The sequence below is a fragment of the Pseudomonas fluorescens genome, from assembly GCF_005938625.1.
In the GTDB taxonomy this organism is placed as follows: Bacteria; Pseudomonadota; Gammaproteobacteria; order Pseudomonadales; family Pseudomonadaceae; genus Aquipseudomonas; species Aquipseudomonas fluorescens_BD.
Genome location: NZ_VCNJ01000008.1, coordinates 338,892 through 357,995 on the forward strand (window position 1 = coordinate 338,892; position 19,104 = coordinate 357,995).

The following is a 19,104-nucleotide window of genomic DNA, read 5'->3' on the forward strand; positions in this document are numbered from 1 at the left end:
CGAGCGAGGCCACTTTGGACAAGATCCTGATACGTGGGGCCCGTACCCACAACCTGAAGAACATCGACCTGACCCTGCCACGGGACAAGCTGATCGTCATCACCGGCCTGTCCGGATCCGGCAAGTCGTCCCTCGCCTTCGATACGTTGTACGCCGAAGGTCAGCGCCGCTATGTCGAATCGCTGTCGGCCTACGCCCGCCAGTTCCTGTCGATGATGGAAAAACCCGACGTCGACACCATCGAAGGCCTGTCGCCGGCGATCTCCATCGAACAGAAGTCGACCTCGCACAACCCGCGCTCCACGGTCGGCACCATCACCGAAATCTACGACTACCTGCGCCTGCTTTATGCACGCGTCGGCACGCCGCGCTGCCCGGATCACGACATTCCGCTGGAAGCACAAACGGTCAGCCAGATGGTCGATCTGGTGCTGGCGCAACCGGAAGGCAGCAAACTGATGTTGCTGGCGCCGGTGATCCGCGAGCGTAAAGGTGAACACCTTTCGGTCTTCGAAGAGCTACGTGCCCAAGGTTTCGTTCGCGCCCGGGTCAATGGCCGCATCTGTGAGCTCGACGAGCTGCCGAAACTGGATAAACAGAAGAAGCACTCGATCGATGTGATCGTCGACCGTTTCAAAGTACGCGCCGATCTGCAGCAACGTCTGGCCGAGTCTTTCGAGACTGCGCTGAAACTGGCGGACGGCATTGCTCTGGTCGCGCCGATGGACGATGAGCCGGGCGAAGAGATGATCTTCTCCGCGCGCTTTGCCTGCCCGATCTGCGGCCACGCGATCAGCGAGCTGGAGCCGAAGCTGTTCTCCTTCAACAACCCGGCCGGCGCCTGTCCGACTTGCGACGGCCTGGGGGTGAAGCAGTTCTTTGACATCAAGCGACTGGTCAACGGCGAACTGACGCTGGCTGAAGGCGCAATACGTGGCTGGGACCGGCGCAACGTCTATTACTTCCAGATGCTCGGCTCATTGGCTTCGCACTACGGTTTCAGCCTGGAAGTGCCGTTCAACGAATTGCCGGCCGATCAGCAGAAATCCATCCTGCACGGCAGCGGTTCGCAGAATGTCGACTTCAAATACCTCAACGACCGTGGCGACATCGTCAAACGTTCGCACCCGTTCGAAGGCATCGTGCCGAACCTCGAGCGTCGCTACCGCGAGACCGAATCGGCAAGCGTGCGCGAAGAGCTGGCCAAATTCCTCAGCACTCAGTCGTGCCCGGATTGCCGTGGCACGCGCCTGCGTCGCGAAGCGCGGCACGTGTGGGTTGGCGAGAAGACATTGCCGGCAGTGACCAATCTGCCGATCGGCGATGCTTGTGAATACTTCGGCCAGCTGAAGATGACCGGCCGCCGCGGCGAGATCGCTGACAAGATTCTCAAGGAGATCCGCGAGCGTCTACAGTTCCTCGTCAACGTCGGTCTCGACTATCTGTCGCTGGATCGCAGCGCTGATACGCTGTCCGGTGGCGAGGCGCAGCGGATTCGTCTGGCCAGCCAGATCGGCGCTGGCCTGGTGGGCGTGTTGTACATCCTCGACGAACCGTCCATTGGCTTGCACCAGCGTGATAACGACCGACTGCTCGGCACGCTCAAGCACCTGCGTGATATCGGTAACACGGTAATCGTCGTCGAGCACGACGAAGATGCGATTCGTCTGGCTGATTATGTCGTCGATATCGGCCCGGGCGCCGGCGTGCACGGCGGGCAGATCGTTGCCGAAGGCACGCCGGCCGAAGTCATGGCACACCCTGATTCCCTGACCGGCAAATACCTGTCGGGACGGGTGAAGATTGAAGTACCGGCCAAGCGCACACCACGCAACAAGAAGCTCAATCTGTCGCTCAAAGGCGCGCGTGGCAACAACCTGCGCAATGTCGATCTGGACATCCCGATTGGCTTGCTGACTTGCGTCACCGGCGTATCCGGCTCGGGCAAATCGACACTGATCAACAATACGCTGTTCCCGCTCAGCGCCACGGCACTCAATGGTGCAACAACGCTGGAAGCGGCAGCGCACGACAGCATCAAAGGCCTGGAGCATCTCGATAAAGTCGTCGATATCGACCAGAGCCCGATTGGCCGTACACCGCGCTCTAACCCAGCAACGTATACCGGGCTGTTTACGCCGATCCGGGAACTGTTCGCCGGTGTGCCCGAGTCACGTTCCCGTGGTTACGGTCCGGGGCGCTTCTCTTTCAACGTCAAGGGCGGTCGCTGCGAAGCTTGTCAGGGCGATGGCCTGATCAAGGTAGAAATGCACTTCCTCCCGGACATCTATGTGCCGTGCGACGTGTGCAAGAGCAAGCGCTACAACCGCGAAACCCTTGAGATCAAATACAAGGGCAAGAGCATCCACGAAACCCTCGAGATGACAATCGAGGAAGCCCGGGAGTTCTTCGATGCAGTGCCGGCGCTGGCGCGCAAGCTGCAGACCCTGATGGATGTCGGCCTGTCGTACATCAAGCTCGGGCAGTCGGCGACCACGTTGTCCGGCGGTGAGGCGCAACGGGTCAAGCTGTCTCGCGAGCTGTCCAAGCGTGACACCGGCAAGACCCTGTACATCCTCGATGAACCTACCACCGGTTTGCACTTCGCGGATATTCAGCAATTGCTCGACGTCCTGCATCGTCTGCGTGACCACGGCAACACGGTGGTGGTGATCGAACACAACCTCGACGTGATCAAGACGGCCGACTGGCTGGTCGACCTCGGGCCGGAAGGTGGTTCCAAGGGTGGCCAGATCATTGCCACCGGTACACCGGAAGAAGTGGCCGAGATGAAGCAATCTCATACTGGTCATTACCTCAAACCGCTGCTGATCCGAGATCGGGCGTAAACGCCAGACATGAAAAAGCCCCTGTCACTTCATCAGTGACAGGGGCTTTTTTGTATCGATTGCAATCAGGAAGTGTGAGATTGCAGGTAGTTCTCAAGGCCGATCAGCTTGATCAGACCCAACTGCTTTTCCAGCCAGTAGGTGTGGTCTTCTTCAGTGTCGTTGAGCTGAACCCGCAGGATCTCGCGGCTGACATAGTCTTTGTGCTGTTCGCACAGCTCAATGCCTTTGCACAGGGCAGCGCGAACTTTGTATTCAAGACGCAGATCCGCTTCCAGCATCTCCGGCACAGTGGTGCCGACATCCAGATCATCCGGACGCATACGTGGCGTGCCTTCGAGCATCAGAATCCGGCGCATCAGTGCATCAGCGTGACCGGCTTCTTCTTCCATCTCATGGTTGATTCGCTCGTAGAGCTTGGTGAACCCCCAGTCCTCATACATCCGCGAATGAACGAAATATTGATCACGCGCGGCCAGTTCGCCGGTCAGCAACGTGTTGAGGTAATCGATTACGTCTGGGTGGCCTTGCATCGCCCTACATCTCCCTACTTGAAAGTCTGTAGTTTGAACCAACATGACTGGAAGGTCACCCGTTCCACGCAATAAAAGCGAAGATATTCTGAGAAAAGCGGCCTAAATAACGCAAAAACCGCCCAAATGAGGGCGGTTCTGCTTCTCGTTTAGACTTCGTTAAGCTGTACGTTCAGCAGCTTTGCGATTGCTTCTCCATACGCCGGGTCGGCTTTATAGAAATGCTGCAGCTGACGGTCGACGACATCACTGGAAACGCCCGCCATGGCGCCGGCGATGTTGCTGATCAGAAGCGCTTTTTGCTCGTCACTCATCAAGCGGTACAACGCACCGGCGTGGCTGAAGTAATCGGTGTCTTCGCGATGATCGTAACGATCAGCCGCACCACTCAGGGCCAGTGCAGGCTCTGCGTAACGCGGAGCTTGTTTCGGCGCTTCGGTGTAGCTATTCGGCTCGTAATTAGGCGCTGCACCACCGTTGCTACCGAACGCCATCGAGCCATCACGCTGGTAAGTGTTCACCGGGCTGCGTGGCGCGTTCACCGGCAGTTGCTGGTGATTGGTGCCAACACGGTAACGGTGGGCGTCGGCGTAAGCGAATACGCGACCTTGCAGCATGCGATCCGGCGACAAACCTACACCCGGCACCATGTTGCTTGGGCCGAACGCGGCTTGCTCGACTTCAGCGAAGTAGTTCTGCGGGTTGCGGTTCAGCTCCAGCTCACCCACCTCGATCAACGGGAATTCTTTTTGCGACCAGGTTTTGGTCACGTCGAACGGGTTCTCGTAATGCGCTGCGGCCTGGGCTTCAGTCATGATCTGGATGCATACGCGCCATTTCGGGAATTCACCGCGCTCGATCGCTTCGAACAAATCACGCTGGGCGTAATCCGGATCGGTGCCAGCCAACCGCGCAGCATCGGCCGGAGCCAGATTCTTGATGCCTTGCTTGGTCTTGTAGTGCCATTTCACCCAGTGACGCTCACCTTTAGCGCTGATCAGGCTGTAGGTGTGGCTGCCGAAGCCGTGCATGTGACGGTAACCGTCCGGGATGCCTCGATCGGAGAACAGAATGGTGACCTGGTGCAGCGCTTCAGGCGAATGCGACCAGAAGTCCCACATCATCTGCGCGCTTTTCAGGTTGCTTTGCGGCAGACGTTTTTGCGTGTGGATAAAGTCAGGGAATTTAAGTGGATCACGAATGAAGAACACTGGCGTGTTGTTGCCAACGATGTCCCAGTTGCCCTCATCGGTGTAGAACTTCAACGCGAAACCGCGTGGATCGCGCTCGGTATCAGCCGAACCACGTTCACCGCCGACCGTCGAGAAACGCAGGAACGTAGGTGTTTGCTTGCCAACAGTTTCAAACAACTTGGCACTGGTGTACTCGGTAATGTCACGAGTCACTGTGAAAGTGCCGTATGCACCCGAGCCCTTGGCGTGTACACGACGTTCAGGAATATTTTCACGGTTGAAGTGCGCAAGCTTCTCGAGCAGATGGAAATCGTCGAGCAGCAGCGGGCCACGAGGGCCTGCGGAGCGAGAATTCTGGTTATCAGCGACAGGTGCGCCACTGGCGGTAGTAAGCGTTTTAATCTGGCTCATACGGTCTTCTTCCTCTGTCAGTCTTGAAACTGCCGGCTAATCGGCTTGGTGGGAAGTATTGATCATCCATGTGACGGCCACAAATTCATTAACTTGCGCACATCGATAGAAAATTACTAATTATATTCCAGCACATAGTGACAACAGAGACATGTCAGAAGCTTGTATGAACAGCGCATTTTCTTGCACGCACAAAAAACCGGGCACTAGGCCCGGTTCTTTGTTTCAGACTGACGTCTTACTCGGCGGATACAGCTTCGCCAGCAGTAGCACGATCAACCAACTCGACGTACGCCATAGGCGCGTTGTCGCCAGCGCGGAAACCGCACTTGAGGATGCGCAGGTAGCCACCCTCACGGGTAGCGTAACGCTTGCCCAGGTCGTTGAAGAGCTTACCAACGATAGCTTTCGAACGAGTACGGTCGAAAGCCAGACGGCGGTTAGCCAGGCTATCTGTCTTGGCCAGAGTGATCAGCGGCTCAGCAACGCGACGCAGTTCTTTGGCTTTTGGCAGAGTAGTTTTGATCAGCTCGTGCTCGAACAGCGACACCGCCATGTTTTGGAACATGGCCTTGCGGTGCGAGCTGGTGCGGCTCAGGTGACGACCACTTTTACGATGACGCATGGTTCATTCCTTACCAAACACTACGTTCGGTGATTACGACGATCAGGCAGTCGCCTTGTCGTCCTTCTTAAGACTTGCAGGCGGCCAGTTGTCGAGGCGCATGCCGAGGGACAGACCGCGGGAGGCCAGAACGTCCTTGATTTCAGTCAAGGATTTCTTGCCAAGGTTCGGAGTCTTCAACAGCTCTACTTCGGTACGCTGAATCAGGTCACCGATGTAGTAGATGTTTTCCGCCTTAAGGCAGTTAGCCGAACGTACAGTCAGTTCCAGATCGTCAACCGGGCGAAGCAGGATCGGATCGATCTCGTCTTCCTGCTCGACAACCACTGGCTCACTGTCACCTTTGAGGTCGACGAACGCAGCCAACTGCTGTTGCAGGATGGTTGCAGCGCGGCGGATAGCCTCTTCAGGATCCAGAGTACCGTTGGTTTCCAGATCAATAACCAGCTTGTCCAGGTTGGTACGCTGCTCGACACGGGCGTTTTCCACCACGTATGCGATACGGCGAACCGGGCTGAACGAAGAGTCAAGCTGCAAGCGACCGATGCTGCGGCTTTCGTCTTCATCGCTCTGACGCGAGTCGGCTGGTTCATAACCACGACCACGAGCTACGGTGAGCTTCATGTTCAGGGCGCCGTTAGACGCCAGGTTAGCGATTACGTGATCGGGATTAACGATCTCGACATCATGATCCAGCTGAATATCGGCAGCGGTAACCACCCCCGAACCCTTCTTCGACAAGGTCAGCGTAACTTCGTCACGACCGTGCAGCTTGATGGCCAGACCTTTAAGGTTCAACAGGATTTCAATTACGTCTTCCTGTACACCTTCGATGGCGCTGTACTCGTGGAGCACACCGTCAATCTCGGCCTCGACTACTGCGCAGCCGGGCATTGAGGACAACAGGATGCGTCGCAGCGCGTTGCCCAGGGTGTGGCCAAAACCACGCTCGAGAGGCTCGAGAGTGATCTTGGCGCGGGTTGGACTGACAACCTGCACATCAATGTGGCGGGGTGTCAGGAACTCATTTACCGAAATCTGCATGGATGCACCTATTTTCTAGCCCTTACTTGGAGTAGAGCTCGACAATCAGGCTTTCGTTGATGTCGGCGGACAGATCACTGCGAGCAGGAACGTTCTTGAAAACGCCCGACTTCTTCTCAGTGTCTACTTCTACCCATTCTACGCGGCCACGTTGGGCACACAGATCGAGAGCTTGGACAATGCGAAGTTGGTTTTTTGCTTTCTCGCGAACTGCAACCACGTCACCAGCACGAACCTGATACGACGGAACGTTTACGGTCTGACCGTTAACGCTGATCGACTTGTGCGATACCAGCTGACGGGATTCGGCACGAGTCGAACCAAAGCCCATACGGTATACAACGTTGTCCAGACGGCATTCGAGCAGTTGCAGCAGGTTTTCACCGGTTGCACCTTTCTTGCCAGCAGCTTCTTTGTAGTAGCCGCTGAACTGACGCTCGAGAACGCCGTAGATACGACGGACCTTCTGCTTTTCACGCAGTTGGGTGCCGTAGTCGGACTGGCGACCGCGGCGTTGGCCGTGGATACCAGGTGCTGCTTCAATGTTGCACTTCGATTCGATCGCGCGCACGCCGCTCTTCAGAAAGAGATCGGTGCCTTCGCGACGAGCGAGTTTGCATTTTGGACCAATGTAACGAGCCATTCTTTACAATCTCCTGGATTACACGCGGCGCTTCTTCGGCGGACGGCACCCGTTGTGCGGGATTGGCGTCACGTCGGTGATGCTGGCGATCTTGTAGCCACAGCCGTTCAAAGCGCGGACTGCGGATTCACGACCTGGACCTGGACCCTTGACGTTAACGTCGAGGTTTTTCAGGCCGTATTCCAGCGCAGCTTGACCAGCACGTTCAGCAGCTACTTGAGCAGCAAACGGGGTGGACTTGCGGGAACCGCGGAAACCCGAACCACCGGAGGTAGCCCAAGAAAGCGCGTTACCTTGACGGTCGGTGATGGTCACGATGGTGTTGTTAAAAGAAGCATGGATGTGGGCGATGCCATCAACCACTGTCTTTTTAACTTTTTTACGAGGACGAGCAGCAGGTTTTGCCATGATTAATTTCCTGTCGATTCGCGTGGGCGATTACTTGCGGATCGGCTTACGCGGACCTTTACGGGTACGCGCGTTAGTCTTGGTACGCTGACCGCGTACTGGAAGACCACGACGATGACGCAGACCACGGTAGCAACCGAGGTCCATCAAACGCTTGATTTTCATGTTGATTTCGCGACGCAGGTCACCTTCAGTGGTGAACTTCGCCACTTCGCCACGCAATTGCTCAATCTGCTCGTCGCTCAGATCTTTGATCTTTGCGGCTGGGTTTACCCCAGTCTCTGCGCAAATTTTCTGCGCAGTAGTGCGACCAACACCATAGATGTAGGTCAGCGAGATAACAGTATGCTTGTTATCTGGAATGTTAACGCCTGCAATACGGGCCATTCAGTGGGACTCCAATTGACAGCTACCTACGCCCCGGAAGCCAAGAAATAGGGCGCGAGATAATATCGCTGTAATAACAAATAATCAACCCGGTAGCGCACTAGCTACCGGGCTTGAAGCACAATCACACTCAGCCTTGGCGCTGTTTGTGACGCGGTTCCGCGCTGCAAATTACTCGAACAACACCTTCGCGGCGAATAATCTTGCAGTTACGGCACAGCTTTTTCACCGATGCACGAACTTTCATCACCAACTCCTCGAACCTTATGGGTACTCAGCGCAACATGCCGCTGCCGTAACCCTTCAGGTTGGCTTTCTTCATCAGGGATTCGTACTGGTGCGAAACGAGGTGCGATTGTACTTGGGACATGAAGTCCATCACAACCACGACCACGATCAGCAACGAGGTCCCGCCAAGGTAGAACGGAACGTTTGCTGCAACCACCAGGAACTGGGGCAACAAGCACACGGCCGTCATGTAAAGAGCACCGAACATGGTCAAGCGAGTCAGAACGCCATCAATGTAGCGCGCAGACTGCTCACCTGGACGGATGCCCGGAATAAAGGCACCGGACTTCTTCAGGTTTTCCGCTACGTCTTTCGGATTGAACATCAACGCCGTATAGAAGAAGCAGAAGAAAATAATCCCTGCACTAAACAGCAGAATATTCAACGGCTGACCAGGAGCGATCGACTGCGAGATGTCCTGCAACCAGCCCATACCTTCAGACTGACCGAACCAGGCACCCAACGAAGCCGGGAACAGCAAAATGCTGCTCGCGAAGATAGCCGGAATAACGCCGGCCATGTTCACCTTAAGCGGCAAGTGGCTTGTCTGTGCAGCAAAAACCTTGCGGCCTTGCTGACGCTTGGCGTAGTGAACAGCAATACGACGCTGACCACGCTCAATGAACACCACGAAACCGATAATCGCTACTGCCAGCAAACCGATGGCAACCAAGGCGAAGATGTTGATATCACCCTGACGCGCAGACTCGAAAGACTGCCCGATTGCTCTCGGAAGACCGGCGACGATACCCGAAAAAATCAACATCGAGATACCGTTGCCTACACCACGCTCAGTAATCTGCTCACCCAGCCACATCATGAACATCGCACCAGCCACAAACGTGGATACCGCGACGAAATGGAAGCCAAAGTCACCAGTGAACGCAACGCCCTGCCCCGCCAGACCAATGGACATGCCAATAGCCTGAACGAGAGCGAGGACGACGGTGCCGTAGCGGGTGTACTGGCTAATCTTGCGACGGCCAGCTTCACCTTCCTTCTTCAACTGCTCCAGCTGCGGGCTGACGGCTGTCATCAATTGCATGATGATCGATGCCGAAATGTACGGCATGATCCCCAGTGCAAAGATGCTCATCCGTTCCAGCGCGCCGCCGGAGAACATGTTGAACAAGCTAAGAATGGTCCCCTCATTCTGTCGAAACAGGTCTGCGAGTCGGTCCGGGTTGATACCTGGAACCGGGATGTGTGCGCCTATTCGGTAGACGATAATCGCCAGGAACAGAAAACGCAGACGAGCCCAGAGTTCAGACATACCGCCTTTGCCGAGCGCAGAGAGAGCACCTTGCTTAGCCATTTATTCCTCGAACTTGCCGCCAGCTGCTTCGATAGCCGCACGCGCACCTTTGGTGGCGCCGATTCCCTTGCCGATAGTGACAGCGCGAGTCACTTCACCGGACAGCATGATTTTCACACGCTGTACGTTGACGTTGATCACGTTGGCATCTTTCAGGGACTGCACGGTGACGATGTCGCCTTCCACTTTAGCCAGTTCGGAAAGACGCACTTCTGCGCGATCCATGGCTTTCAGGGAAACGAAACCGAACTTCGGCAGGCGACGATGCAGCGGCTGTTGACCGCCTTCAAAGCCTGGAGCAATGGTGCCACCGGAGCGGGAGGTCTGACCTTTGTGACCACGGCCACCAGTCTTACCCAAACCGCTACCGATACCACGGCCCGGACGATGCTTTTCGCGACGGGAACCCGGCGCTGGACTCAGATCATTGAGTTTCATCGATTAACCCTCGACACGCAGCATGTAGTAAGCCTTGTTGATCATCCCGCGATTCTCGGGAGTATCCTGGACTTCTACAGTGTGACCGATGCGACGCAGACCCAGACCCTTAACGCACAGTTTGTGGTTAGGGATGCGGCCGGTCATGCTTTTGATCAGCGTTACTTTAACGGTAGCCATGATCAGAAGATCTCCTTGACGCTTTTGCCACGCTTGGCGGCAATGGATTCAGGAGACTGCATAGCTTTCAAACCTTTGAAAGTGGCGTGAACCACGTTTACCGGGTTAGTCGAGCCGTAGCACTTGGCCAGAACGTTCTGAACGCCAGCAACTTCGAGGACAGCACGCATAGCGCCGCCAGCGATGATACCGGTACCTTCAGAAGCAGGCTGCATGTACACCTTCGAAGCGCCGTGAGCGGACTTCATTGCGTACTGCAGAGTGGTGCCGTTCAGATCAACTTGGATCATGTTGCGGCGAGCAGCTTCCATTGCCTTCTGGATCGCAGCAGGCACTTCACGCGACTTGCCACGGCCGAAGCCAACACGCCCTTTACCATCACCAACCACGGTCAACGCGGTGAAAGTGAAGATACGGCCGCCTTTAACGGTTTTGGCTACGCGGTTAACTTGAACCAGCTTCTCAATGTAGCCTTCGTCGCGCTTTTGGTCGTTATTTGACATAACTTAGAACTCCAGCCCAGCTTCACGAGCAGCATCAGCCAGCGCTTTAACGCGGCCGTGGTACTTGAAGCCAGAGCGGTCGAAAGCCACTTGCGAGACGCCCGCGGCCTTAGCACGCGTAGCGACCAGCTGGCCAACCTTTGTGGCCGCGTCGATGTTGCCAGTGGCGCCATCACGCAGTTCTTTATCCAAAGTCGAGGCGCTTGCCAGGACTTTGTTGCCGTCGGCCGAGATGACCTGGGCGTAGATGTGCTGCGACGAGCGGAACACGCAGAGACGCACGACTTCTAGTTCGTGCATTTTCAGGCGTGCTTTGCGAGCGCGACGCAGTCGAGTAACTTTTTTGTCGGTCATTTGCTATGCCCTACTTCTTCTTGGCTTCTTTACGACGGACGACTTCGTCCGCGTAGCGCACACCTTTGCCTTTGTACGGCTCTGGTGGACGGAAGTCGCGGATCTCAGCGGCCACTTGACCTACCAGCTGCTTGTCGATGCCCTTGATCAGGATATCGGTCTGGCTAGGAGTCTCAGCGGTGATGCCTTCCGGCAGTTCGTAATCCACTGGGTGCGAGAAGCCAAGGGCCAGGTTCAGAACCGTGCCTTTTGCTTGCGCCTTGTAACCAACACCGACCAGCTGGAGCTTGCGCTCGAAGCCTTGGCTTACGCCTTGGACCATGTTGTTTACCAACGCACGCGTGGTACCGGCCATTGCGCGAGTTTGTTGATCGCCATTGCGAGCAGCGAAACGCAGCTCACCAGCCTCTTCAACGATCTCAACGGACGAATGGATGTTCAGTTCAAGAGTACCCTTGGCACCCTTCACCGAAAGCTGTTGGCCTGCGAATTTTACTTCGACACCGGCTGGCAGCTTAACGGGGTTCTTAGCGACGCGAGACATGCTTATCCCCCCTTAGAACACAGTGCAAAGAACTTCGCCGCCGACACCGGCAGCGCGCGCAGCACGATCCGTCATCACACCTTTGTTGGTGGAGACGATAGACACGCCAAGACCGCCACGAACTTTCGGCAGATCTTCAACGGACTTGTACTGACGCAGGCCTGGACGACTAACGCGCTTCACTTCTTCGATAACCGGACGGCCTTCGAAGTACTTCAGCTCGATGGACAACGACGGCTTAGCGTCGGTGGTGATCTGAAAATCCGCGATGTAACCTTCGTCCTTCAGGACTTTTGCTACAGCCGCCTTCAACGTGGAAGATGGCATGCTTACGACAGACTTTTCAGCCATCTGGGCATTACGGATTCGAGTTAGCATGTCCGCTAACGGGTCCTGCATACTCATGGGCTAGACGCTCCTAATACAGAAAAATTAGCCTTGCGGCTACTACTTGTCGCCGAGAACTTCCGGGCATGAAAAACACGGGCTCAGGCGAGCCGGTCATTCTAGACACACCCCAGAAATGAATCAAGCCCCAAAAGGGGCTTGATTCAGATTCAAGGCCACCGATGGTCAGGTTCTTGTGAACCCGAACATCGAGACTTTGACAGCAATTACCAGCTGGCTTTAACCAGACCTGGTACGTCACCACGCATTGCAGCTTCACGCAGCTTGTTACGGCCAAGGCCGAACTTGCGGTAAACGCCGTGCGGACGACCAGTCAGGCGGCAACGGTTACGCATGCGCGAAGCGCTTGCGTCACGTGGTTGCTTCTGCAGAGCTACGGTAGCTTCCCAACGCGCTTCTGGACTTGCGTTCAGATCAACGATGATAGCTTTCAGCGCTGCACGCTTGGTGGCGTACTTGGCAACGGTGAGCTGACGCTTCAGCTCACGGTTTTTCATGCTCTTCTTGGCCATTTTCCTACTCCAATCAGTTGCGGAACGGGAATTTGAAAGCACGCAGCAGAGCGCGGCCTTCATCATCGTTCTTGGCAGTGGTGGTCAGGGTAATGTCCAGACCGCGGAGAGCATCGATCTTGTCGTAGTCGATTTCCGGGAAAATGATCTGCTCTTTCACGCCCATGCTGTAGTTGCCACGACCATCGAAGGACTTGGCATTCAGGCCGCGGAAGTCGCGAACCCGAGGCAGGGAGATCGACAGCAGACGATCCAGGAACTCATACATACGCTCACGGCGCAGAGTCACTTTGACGCCGATCGGCCATCCTTCACGGACTTTGAAGCCAGCGATGGATTTACGAGCGTAGGTCACAACGACTTTTTGGCCGGTGATCTTTTCCAGGTCAGCAACAGCATGCTCGATGACTTTTTTGTCACCAACAGCTTCGCCCAGACCCATGTTCAGGGTGATCTTTGTAACGCGTGGAACTTCCATCACGTTCGAAAGCTTAAGTTCTTCCTTAAGCTTCGGTGCGATTTCCTTCCAGTAAATCTCTTTTAGTCGTGCCATGGTCTTCTACCTAGCAGTGTTCAAGCATCAACCGCTTTTTGGGTCGACTTGAAGACACGAATTTTCTTGCCGTCTTCTACTTTGAAACCAACGCGGTCAGCCTTGTTGGTTTCGCCGTTGAAAATGGCGACGTTAGAAGCGTCCAGTGGAGCTTCTTTTTCGACGATACCGCCTTGCACGCCCGACATCGGGTTAGGCTTGGTATGACGCTTGACCAGGTTCAGACCGCTAATAACCAGACGGTTATTAGCAAGAACCTTAAGCACCTTACCGCGCTTACCTTTGTCTTTGCCGGCGATCACGATGATCTCGTCGTCACGACGAATCTTTTGCATGTCGGATCTCCTTACAGCACTTCTGGGGCGAGCGAGACGATCTTCATGAACTTCTCAGTACGAAGTTCACGGGTCACTGGCCCAAAGATACGGGTGCCGATCGGCTCTTGCTTGTTGTTCAGAAGAACAGCAGCGTTGCCATCAAAGCGGATAATGGAGCCATCAGCACGACGTACGCCGTGACGAGTGCGGACTACAACAGCAGTCATCACTTGGCCTTTTTTCACTTTACCGCGAGGAATTGCTTCCTTCACGGTAACTTTGATGATGTCACCGATACCAGCGTAACGACGATGGGAGCCACCCAGCACCTTGATGCACATAACACGGCGAGCGCCGCTGTTATCGGCCACATCGAGCATGGATTGAGTCTGAATCATATAATTTCTCCGACCCCTAGTCCTTAGACTTCCACAGCGCGTTCGAGAACATCAACCAGCGCCCAAGACTTGGTCTTGGCCATAGGACGAGTTTCACGAATAGTGACTTTGTCGCCGATGTGGCACTGGTTGGTTTCGTCGTGCGCGTGCAGCTTAGTCGAACGCTTAACGTATTTACCGTAGATCGGGTGCTTTACGCGACGCTCGATCAGTACGGTGATGGTTTTGTCCATCTTGTCGCTGACAACACGGCCAGTCAGCGTACGGACAGTTTTTTCGGCTTCAGCCATGATCACTTACCTGCCTGCTGGTTGAGCACAGTCTTCACGCGAGCGATGTCACGCTTAACTTGCGAGAGCAGATGAGACTGCCCCAACTGGCCAGTTGCTTTCTGCATACGCAGATTGAACTGGTCGCGCAGCAAGCCGAGCAGTTGCTCGTTCAGCTGCTGTGCGGATTTTTCACGAAGTTCATTCGCTTTCATCACATCACCGTCCGTTTAACAAAGGCGGTGGCGAGCGGCAGCTTTGCAGCAGCCAGGGCAAAAGCCTCACGCGCCAGCTCTTCAGAAACACCCTCGATTTCATACAGGACTTTGCCTGGCTGAATCTGGGCAACCCAGTACTCCACACTACCCTTACCTTTACCCATACGAACTTCGAGGGGCTTTTTGGAAATAGGCTTGTCCGGGAATACACGGATCCAGATCTTGCCGCCACGTTTAACGTGACGGGTCAGAGCACGACGCGCTGACTCGATCTGACGAGCGGTGAGACGACCACGAGCTACAGACTTCAGCGCGAACTCGCCGAAGCTGACTTTGCTACCGCGCTGAGCCAGACCACGGTTGTGGCCTGTCATCTGCTTGCGGAACTTCGTACGCTTAGGTTGCAACATTTGGCGTACCCCTTACTTAGCAGCTTTTTTACGAGGCGCTGGTGCTTGTGGTTTCAGCTCTTCTTGGCGACCACCAATTACTTCGCCTTTGAAGATCCAAACCTTTACACCGATCACACCGTAAGTGGTGTGAGCTTCGTAGTTGGCATAGTCGATGTCGGCACGCAGGGTGTGCAATGGCACACGACCTTCGCGATACCATTCAGTACGTGCGATTTCAGCACCGCCGAGACGACCGCTCACTTGGATTTTGATGCCCTTGGCACCAATGCGCATGGCGTTCTGAACTGCGCGCTTCATAGCGCGACGGAACATTACACGACGCTCCAGCTGCTGAGCTACGCTCTGCGCAACCAGCATACCGTCGAGCTCCGGCTTGCGGATCTCTTCGATATTGATGTGCACAGGCACACCCATTTGCTTGGTCAGGTCCTGACGCAGTTTCTCAACATCTTCACCTTTCTTCCCGATAACGATACCTGGACGAGCGGTGTGGATGGTGATACGTGCAGTTTGGGCCGGACGATGGATATCGATACGGCTTACGGACGCGCTTTTTAGTTTGTCTTGGAGATACTCACGCACTTTCAGATCTGCGAACAAGTAGTCCGCATAAGTCCGACCGTCTGCGTACCAGACGGAGGTGTGCTCCTTGACGATTCCCAGGCGAATGCCAATGGGATGTACTTTCTGACCCATCTCTTCGACTCCGTTACTTGTCAGCAACCTTGACAGTGATATGGCAAGACCGCTTGACGATGCGATCAGCACGGCCTTTGGCACGTGGCATGATGCGCTTCAGCGAACGCCCTTCGTTGACGAAAACGGTGCTGACCTTCAGGTCATCAACGTCTGCGCCTTCGTTATGCTCGGCGTTGGCTACGGCCGACTCCAGCACTTTTTTCATGATCTCGGCGGCTTTCTTACTGCTGAAAGCCAACAAGTTGAGCGCTTCGCCCACCTTCTTCCCGCGGATCTGGTCGGCGACCAAGCGGGCTTTCTGGGCGGAGATTCGAGCGCCCGACAACTTAGCGGCTACTTCCATTTCCTAACCCCTTAACGCTTGGCTTTCTTGTCAGCCACGTGCCCGCGATAGTTGCGGGTACCGGCGAACTCGCCCAGTTTGTGGCCGACCATGTCTTCGTTAACGAGAACTGGGACGTGCTGACGACCGTTGTGTACTGCGATGGTCAGACCGACCATTTGTGGCAGGATCATCGAACGACGCGACCAAGTCTTAATTGGTTTGCGATCGTTCTTTTCCGCCGCCACTTCGATCTTCTTCAGTAGGTGAAGATCAATAAAAGGACCTTTTTTCAGAGAACGTGGCACTGTCGTATCCCTCTATTTACTTGCGACGACGGACGATCATTTTGTCGGTACGCTTATTACCACGAGTCTTCGCGCCCTTAGTCGGGAAGCCCCATGGCGATACCGGATGACGACCACCAGAGGTACGACCTTCACCACCACCATGTGGGTGGTCAACCGGGTTCATGGCAACACCACGAACGGTTGGGCGAACGCCACGCCAGCGCTTGGCACCAGCTTTACCCAGCGAACGCAGGCTGTGCTCGGAGTTCGAGACTTCGCCCAGGGTCGCACGGCATTCAGCCAGGACTTTACGCATTTCACCGGAACGCAGACGCAGGGTAACGTAAACGCCTTCACGAGCGATCAGCTGAGCCGAAGCACCAGCGGAACGAGCGATCTGTGCGCCTTTACCTGGCTTCAGTTCGATGCCGTGTACGGTAGAACCGACTGGAATGTTGCGCAGTTGCAGAGCGTTGCCTGGCTTGATTGGAGCCAGAGCACCTGCGATCAGCTGGTCGCCAGCACTCACGCCTTTAGGGGCGATGATGTAGCGGCGCTCGCCGTCTGCGTAGCAGAGCAGTGCGATGTGAGCAGTACGGTTTGGATCGTATTCGATACGCTCGACAGTGGCGACGATGCCATCTTTGTCGTTGCGACGGAAATCGACCATACGATAATGCTGCTTATGACCACCACCGATGTGACGCGTGGTAATACGGCCATTGTTGTTACGACCACCAGTCTTCGATTTTTTCTCGAGCAGCGGTGCGTGAGGAGCGCCTTTATGCAGCTCCTGGTTGACCACCTTGACCACAAAACGGCGGCCAGGGGAAGTCGGTTTGCATTTAACGATTGCCATGATGCACCCCTTCCTTACTCAGCACTGCTGCTGAAATCGAGATCTTGGCCTGGCTGAAGGGAGATAACTGCCTTCTTCCAGTCATTACGCTTGCCCAGACCGCGAGCAGTGCGCTTGCTCTTACCCAGAACATTCAGGGTAGTGACGCGCTCTACTTTCACGCTGAACAGGCTTTCGACGGCCTTCTTGATTTCCAGCTTGGTTGCGTCAGTAGCAACCTTGAAAACGAACTGGCCTTTCTTGTCTGCCAGAACCGTAGCCTTCTCGGAAACGTGCGGGCCAAGCAGAACTTTAAATACGCGTTCCTGGTTCATCCCAGCAGCTCCTCGAATTTCTTCACGGCCGACACGGTGATCAACACCTTGTCGTATGCGATCAGACTAACTGGATCGGAACCTTGAACGTCACGTACATCTACGTGCGGCAGGTTACGAGCAGCCAGGTACAGGTTCTGATCAACAGCGTCCGACACGATCAAAACATCGGTCAGGCTCATGTTGTTCAGCTTGCCCAGCAGATCTTTGGTTTTCGGAGTTTCAACAGCGAAATCCTGAACCACGACCAGACGATCAGTACGCACCAGCTCAGCAAGGATGGAACGCATTGCTGCGCGATACATCTTCTTGTTCAGCTTCTGGGAGTGATCCTGTGGACGCGCTGCAAAAGTGGTACCGCCGCCACGCCAGATTGGGCTACGGATAGTACCGGCACGAGCACGGCCAGTACCTTTCTGACGCCATGGGCGCTTACCGCCACCACGAACGTCGGAACGGGTCTTCTGCTGCTTGGTACCTTGACGGCCGCCAGCCATGTAGGCCACGACTGCTTGGTGAACCAGCGTCTCGTTGAATTCGCCGCCAAATGTCAGTTCGGAAACTTCGATCGCTTGAGCGTCATTTACATTTAATTGCATGTCAGCTTCCCCTTAACCGCGAGCCTTGGCTGCTGGACGTACAACCAGGTTGCCGCCAGTAGCGCCAGGAACAGCACCCTTGACCAACAACAGATTGCGTTCAGCGTCCACGCGCACTACTTCCAGGGACTGCACGGTCACGCGCTCAGCGCCCATATGACCGGACATTTTTTTGCCCTTGAATACACGACCAGGAGTCTGGCACTGGCCGATAGAGCCTGGGACGCGGTGGGATACGGAGTTACCGTGGGTGTTATCTTGCCCGCGGAAATTCCAACGCTTGATCGTACCCTGGAAGCCTTTACCCTTGGACTGACCGGTTACATCAACCAGTTGACCAGCGGCGAAGATTTCAGCGTTGATCAGATCGCCAGCCTGGTACTCGCCTTCTTCAAGACGGAATTCCATGGTGGTGCGACCAGCGGCAACGTTCGCCTTAGCGAAGTGGCCAGCCTGAGCTGCTGTTACACGCGAAGCACGACGCTCGCCGACAGTGACTTGCACTGCACGATAGCCATCGGTCTCTTCAGTTTTGAACTGGGTGACGCGATTCGGCTCGATCTCAATGACCGTGACCGGAATGGAGACACCTTCTTCGGTGAAAATACGGGTCATACCGCATTTACGACCGACTACACCAATAGTCATGTTGTAAACCTCATGAGTGTACGGGGCTTTCACCCGCTATGGCCGCCCATTTCAGAGCGTTACACGACTAAGACCGAGTCTTAGCCGAGGCTGATCTGCACTTCCACACCGGCCGCAAGATCAAGCTTCATAAGAGCATCAACGGTTTTATCCGTTGGCTGGACGATGTCCAGAACGCGCTTATGAGTGCGGATTTCGTACTGGTCGCGCGCGTCTTTGTTGACGTGCGGAGAAACCAGAACGGTGAACCGCTCTTTACGGGTAGGCAGTGGAATTGGACCACGCACTTGAGCACCAGTACGTTTCGCGGTTTCCACGATTTCCTGGGTTGATTGGTCGATCAGGCGATGGTCGAAAGCCTTCAACCTGATACGGATTTGCTGATTTTGCATTGGATTTCAGACTCCGGCTGCTATTCCCACCGAGCGCAATACGCCCGTTAAAAGGAGGCGCAATTCTATAGACGCCCCAGATAGGTGTCAACCCAATAAAAAAGCCCCCGCTGAGCGGGGGCTTTTTCAAAGCATCAAGCAAACTCTAAAAAGAGAATTACTCGATGATTTTGGCTAC

At 55.2% G+C, this 19,104-nt stretch carries 31 protein-coding genes; 1 reads left to right on the plus strand and 30 read right to left on the minus strand.

Annotated elements, in window-relative coordinates:
• The first annotated feature begins 14 nt into the window (after window positions 1-14).
• A complete protein-coding gene (gene uvrA, locus FGA82_RS07730; protein WP_141126631.1) occupies window positions 15-2,849 on the plus strand; it encodes an excinuclease ABC subunit UvrA in 2,835 nt (944 codons plus the stop codon).
• Between the two features lie 65 nt (window positions 2,850-2,914).
• Here the strand turns inward: uvrA and bfr are convergent, their stop codons facing one another.
• The 30 genes from bfr to rpsJ form a co-directional block, all read right to left on the minus strand.
• Window positions 2,915-3,382 (minus strand): bacterioferritin, encoded by a 468-nt coding sequence (gene bfr, locus FGA82_RS07735; RefSeq protein ID WP_007918444.1) that lies wholly within the window; start codon window positions 3,380-3,382, stop codon window positions 2,915-2,917.
• Window positions 3,383-3,531: 149 nt separating this feature from the next.
• Window positions 3,532-4,986, minus strand: coding sequence for a catalase (locus tag FGA82_RS07740; RefSeq protein ID WP_141126632.1), 1,455 nt, complete (start codon window positions 4,984-4,986; stop codon window positions 3,532-3,534).
• 238 nt (window positions 4,987-5,224) lie between these two features.
• Window positions 5,225-5,611 carry a 50S ribosomal protein L17 gene (gene rplQ / locus FGA82_RS07745; protein WP_003176402.1) on the minus strand — a complete coding sequence of 129 codons (387 nt, stop codon included), beginning with the start codon at window positions 5,609-5,611 and terminating at the stop codon, window positions 5,225-5,227.
• A 42-nt stretch (window positions 5,612-5,653) separates the two neighbouring features.
• Window positions 5,654-6,655 carry a DNA-directed RNA polymerase subunit alpha gene (locus FGA82_RS07750; protein ID WP_003186012.1) on the minus strand — a complete coding sequence of 334 codons (1,002 nt, stop codon included), beginning with the start codon at window positions 6,653-6,655 and terminating at the stop codon, window positions 5,654-5,656.
• Between the two features lie 22 nt (window positions 6,656-6,677).
• Entirely contained in the window at window positions 6,678-7,298 is a 621-nt protein-coding gene (gene rpsD, locus FGA82_RS07755; protein ID WP_003176404.1) for a 30S ribosomal protein S4, read from the minus strand.
• Between the two features lie 18 nt (window positions 7,299-7,316).
• Window positions 7,317-7,706, minus strand: a complete 390-nt coding sequence (gene rpsK, locus FGA82_RS07760) for a 30S ribosomal protein S11 (RefSeq protein WP_002555466.1) — start codon at window positions 7,704-7,706, stop codon at window positions 7,317-7,319.
• Between the two features lie 30 nt (window positions 7,707-7,736).
• Window positions 7,737-8,093, minus strand: a complete 357-nt coding sequence (rpsM, locus tag FGA82_RS07765) for a 30S ribosomal protein S13 (protein ID WP_009045849.1) — start codon at window positions 8,091-8,093, stop codon at window positions 7,737-7,739.
• 130 nt (window positions 8,094-8,223) lie between these two features.
• Window positions 8,224-8,340, minus strand: coding sequence for a 50S ribosomal protein L36 (rpmJ, locus tag FGA82_RS07770; protein ID WP_002555468.1), 117 nt, complete (start codon window positions 8,338-8,340; stop codon window positions 8,224-8,226).
• Between the two features lie 27 nt (window positions 8,341-8,367).
• A complete protein-coding gene (gene secY, locus FGA82_RS07775) occupies window positions 8,368-9,696 on the minus strand; it encodes a preprotein translocase subunit SecY (RefSeq protein ID WP_003228718.1) in 1,329 nt (442 codons plus the stop codon).
• Window positions 9,697-10,134: a 50S ribosomal protein L15 gene (rplO, locus tag FGA82_RS07780; RefSeq protein ID WP_003228720.1), complete on the minus strand. Its 438-nt coding sequence runs from the start codon at window positions 10,132-10,134 to the stop codon at window positions 9,697-9,699.
• Between the two features lie 3 nt (window positions 10,135-10,137).
• The gene (rpmD, locus tag FGA82_RS07785) at window positions 10,138-10,314 is read right to left on the minus strand and encodes a 50S ribosomal protein L30 (protein ID WP_003176408.1); all 177 of its coding nucleotides are present in this window, start codon (window positions 10,312-10,314) and stop codon (window positions 10,138-10,140) included.
• A 2-nt stretch (window positions 10,315-10,316) separates the two neighbouring features.
• Window positions 10,317-10,817: a 30S ribosomal protein S5 gene (gene rpsE, locus FGA82_RS07790; protein ID WP_003186035.1), complete on the minus strand. Its 501-nt coding sequence runs from the start codon at window positions 10,815-10,817 to the stop codon at window positions 10,317-10,319.
• A 3-nt stretch (window positions 10,818-10,820) separates the two neighbouring features.
• A complete protein-coding gene (gene rplR, locus FGA82_RS07795; RefSeq protein ID WP_003186037.1) occupies window positions 10,821-11,171 on the minus strand; it encodes a 50S ribosomal protein L18 in 351 nt (116 codons plus the stop codon).
• A gap of 10 nt (window positions 11,172-11,181) precedes the next feature.
• Window positions 11,182-11,715: a 50S ribosomal protein L6 gene (gene rplF / locus FGA82_RS07800; RefSeq protein WP_003176412.1), complete on the minus strand. Its 534-nt coding sequence runs from the start codon at window positions 11,713-11,715 to the stop codon at window positions 11,182-11,184.
• A gap of 12 nt (window positions 11,716-11,727) precedes the next feature.
• Entirely contained in the window at window positions 11,728-12,120 is a 393-nt protein-coding gene (gene rpsH / locus FGA82_RS07805; protein WP_077574736.1) for a 30S ribosomal protein S8, read from the minus strand.
• A gap of 209 nt (window positions 12,121-12,329) precedes the next feature.
• A complete protein-coding gene (gene rpsN / locus FGA82_RS07810) occupies window positions 12,330-12,635 on the minus strand; it encodes a 30S ribosomal protein S14 (RefSeq protein ID WP_003228726.1) in 306 nt (101 codons plus the stop codon).
• Between the two features lie 13 nt (window positions 12,636-12,648).
• Window positions 12,649-13,188 (minus strand): 50S ribosomal protein L5, encoded by a 540-nt coding sequence (gene rplE, locus FGA82_RS07815; RefSeq protein WP_003176415.1) that lies wholly within the window; start codon window positions 13,186-13,188, stop codon window positions 12,649-12,651.
• A 20-nt stretch (window positions 13,189-13,208) separates the two neighbouring features.
• Entirely contained in the window at window positions 13,209-13,523 is a 315-nt protein-coding gene (rplX, locus tag FGA82_RS07820) for a 50S ribosomal protein L24 (RefSeq protein ID WP_008081905.1), read from the minus strand.
• Between the two features lie 11 nt (window positions 13,524-13,534).
• Window positions 13,535-13,903 carry a 50S ribosomal protein L14 gene (gene rplN / locus FGA82_RS07825; protein ID WP_002555479.1) on the minus strand — a complete coding sequence of 123 codons (369 nt, stop codon included), beginning with the start codon at window positions 13,901-13,903 and terminating at the stop codon, window positions 13,535-13,537.
• Window positions 13,904-13,926: 23 nt separating this feature from the next.
• The gene (gene rpsQ / locus FGA82_RS07830; RefSeq protein WP_003194644.1) at window positions 13,927-14,193 is read right to left on the minus strand and encodes a 30S ribosomal protein S17; all 267 of its coding nucleotides are present in this window, start codon (window positions 14,191-14,193) and stop codon (window positions 13,927-13,929) included.
• Between the two features lie 2 nt (window positions 14,194-14,195).
• Window positions 14,196-14,387: a 50S ribosomal protein L29 gene (gene rpmC / locus FGA82_RS07835; RefSeq protein ID WP_002555481.1), complete on the minus strand. Its 192-nt coding sequence runs from the start codon at window positions 14,385-14,387 to the stop codon at window positions 14,196-14,198.
• Window positions 14,387-14,800, minus strand: a complete 414-nt coding sequence (gene rplP / locus FGA82_RS07840) for a 50S ribosomal protein L16 (RefSeq protein ID WP_007896757.1) — start codon at window positions 14,798-14,800, stop codon at window positions 14,387-14,389. The genes rpmC and rplP overlap by 1 nt, the downstream gene beginning before the upstream one ends.
• A 12-nt stretch (window positions 14,801-14,812) precedes the next feature.
• Entirely contained in the window at window positions 14,813-15,499 is a 687-nt protein-coding gene (gene rpsC, locus FGA82_RS07845) for a 30S ribosomal protein S3 (RefSeq protein ID WP_003176422.1), read from the minus strand.
• Window positions 15,500-15,512: 13 nt separating this feature from the next.
• Window positions 15,513-15,845, minus strand: a complete 333-nt coding sequence (rplV, locus tag FGA82_RS07850; protein ID WP_003103908.1) for a 50S ribosomal protein L22 — start codon at window positions 15,843-15,845, stop codon at window positions 15,513-15,515.
• An 11-nt stretch (window positions 15,846-15,856) separates the two neighbouring features.
• Window positions 15,857-16,132: a 30S ribosomal protein S19 gene (rpsS, locus tag FGA82_RS07855; RefSeq protein WP_011336172.1), complete on the minus strand. Its 276-nt coding sequence runs from the start codon at window positions 16,130-16,132 to the stop codon at window positions 15,857-15,859.
• A 16-nt stretch (window positions 16,133-16,148) separates the two neighbouring features.
• Window positions 16,149-16,973 carry a 50S ribosomal protein L2 gene (rplB, locus tag FGA82_RS07860; RefSeq protein WP_003228734.1) on the minus strand — a complete coding sequence of 275 codons (825 nt, stop codon included), beginning with the start codon at window positions 16,971-16,973 and terminating at the stop codon, window positions 16,149-16,151.
• Window positions 16,974-16,987: 14 nt separating this feature from the next.
• Window positions 16,988-17,287 carry a 50S ribosomal protein L23 gene (gene rplW, locus FGA82_RS07865; RefSeq protein WP_002555488.1) on the minus strand — a complete coding sequence of 100 codons (300 nt, stop codon included), beginning with the start codon at window positions 17,285-17,287 and terminating at the stop codon, window positions 16,988-16,990.
• Complete coding sequence (gene rplD, locus FGA82_RS07870) at window positions 17,284-17,886, minus strand: 50S ribosomal protein L4 (RefSeq protein WP_007918468.1); 603 nt, start codon at window positions 17,884-17,886, stop codon at window positions 17,284-17,286. Before rplD ends, rplW begins: the two co-directional genes overlap by 4 nt.
• A gap of 12 nt (window positions 17,887-17,898) precedes the next feature.
• Window positions 17,899-18,534, minus strand: a complete 636-nt coding sequence (rplC, locus tag FGA82_RS07875; RefSeq protein WP_003228738.1) for a 50S ribosomal protein L3 — start codon at window positions 18,532-18,534, stop codon at window positions 17,899-17,901.
• A gap of 80 nt (window positions 18,535-18,614) precedes the next feature.
• Window positions 18,615-18,926: a 30S ribosomal protein S10 gene (gene rpsJ / locus FGA82_RS07880; protein WP_003186070.1), complete on the minus strand. Its 312-nt coding sequence runs from the start codon at window positions 18,924-18,926 to the stop codon at window positions 18,615-18,617.
• Between the last annotated feature and the right edge of the window lie 178 nt (window positions 18,927-19,104).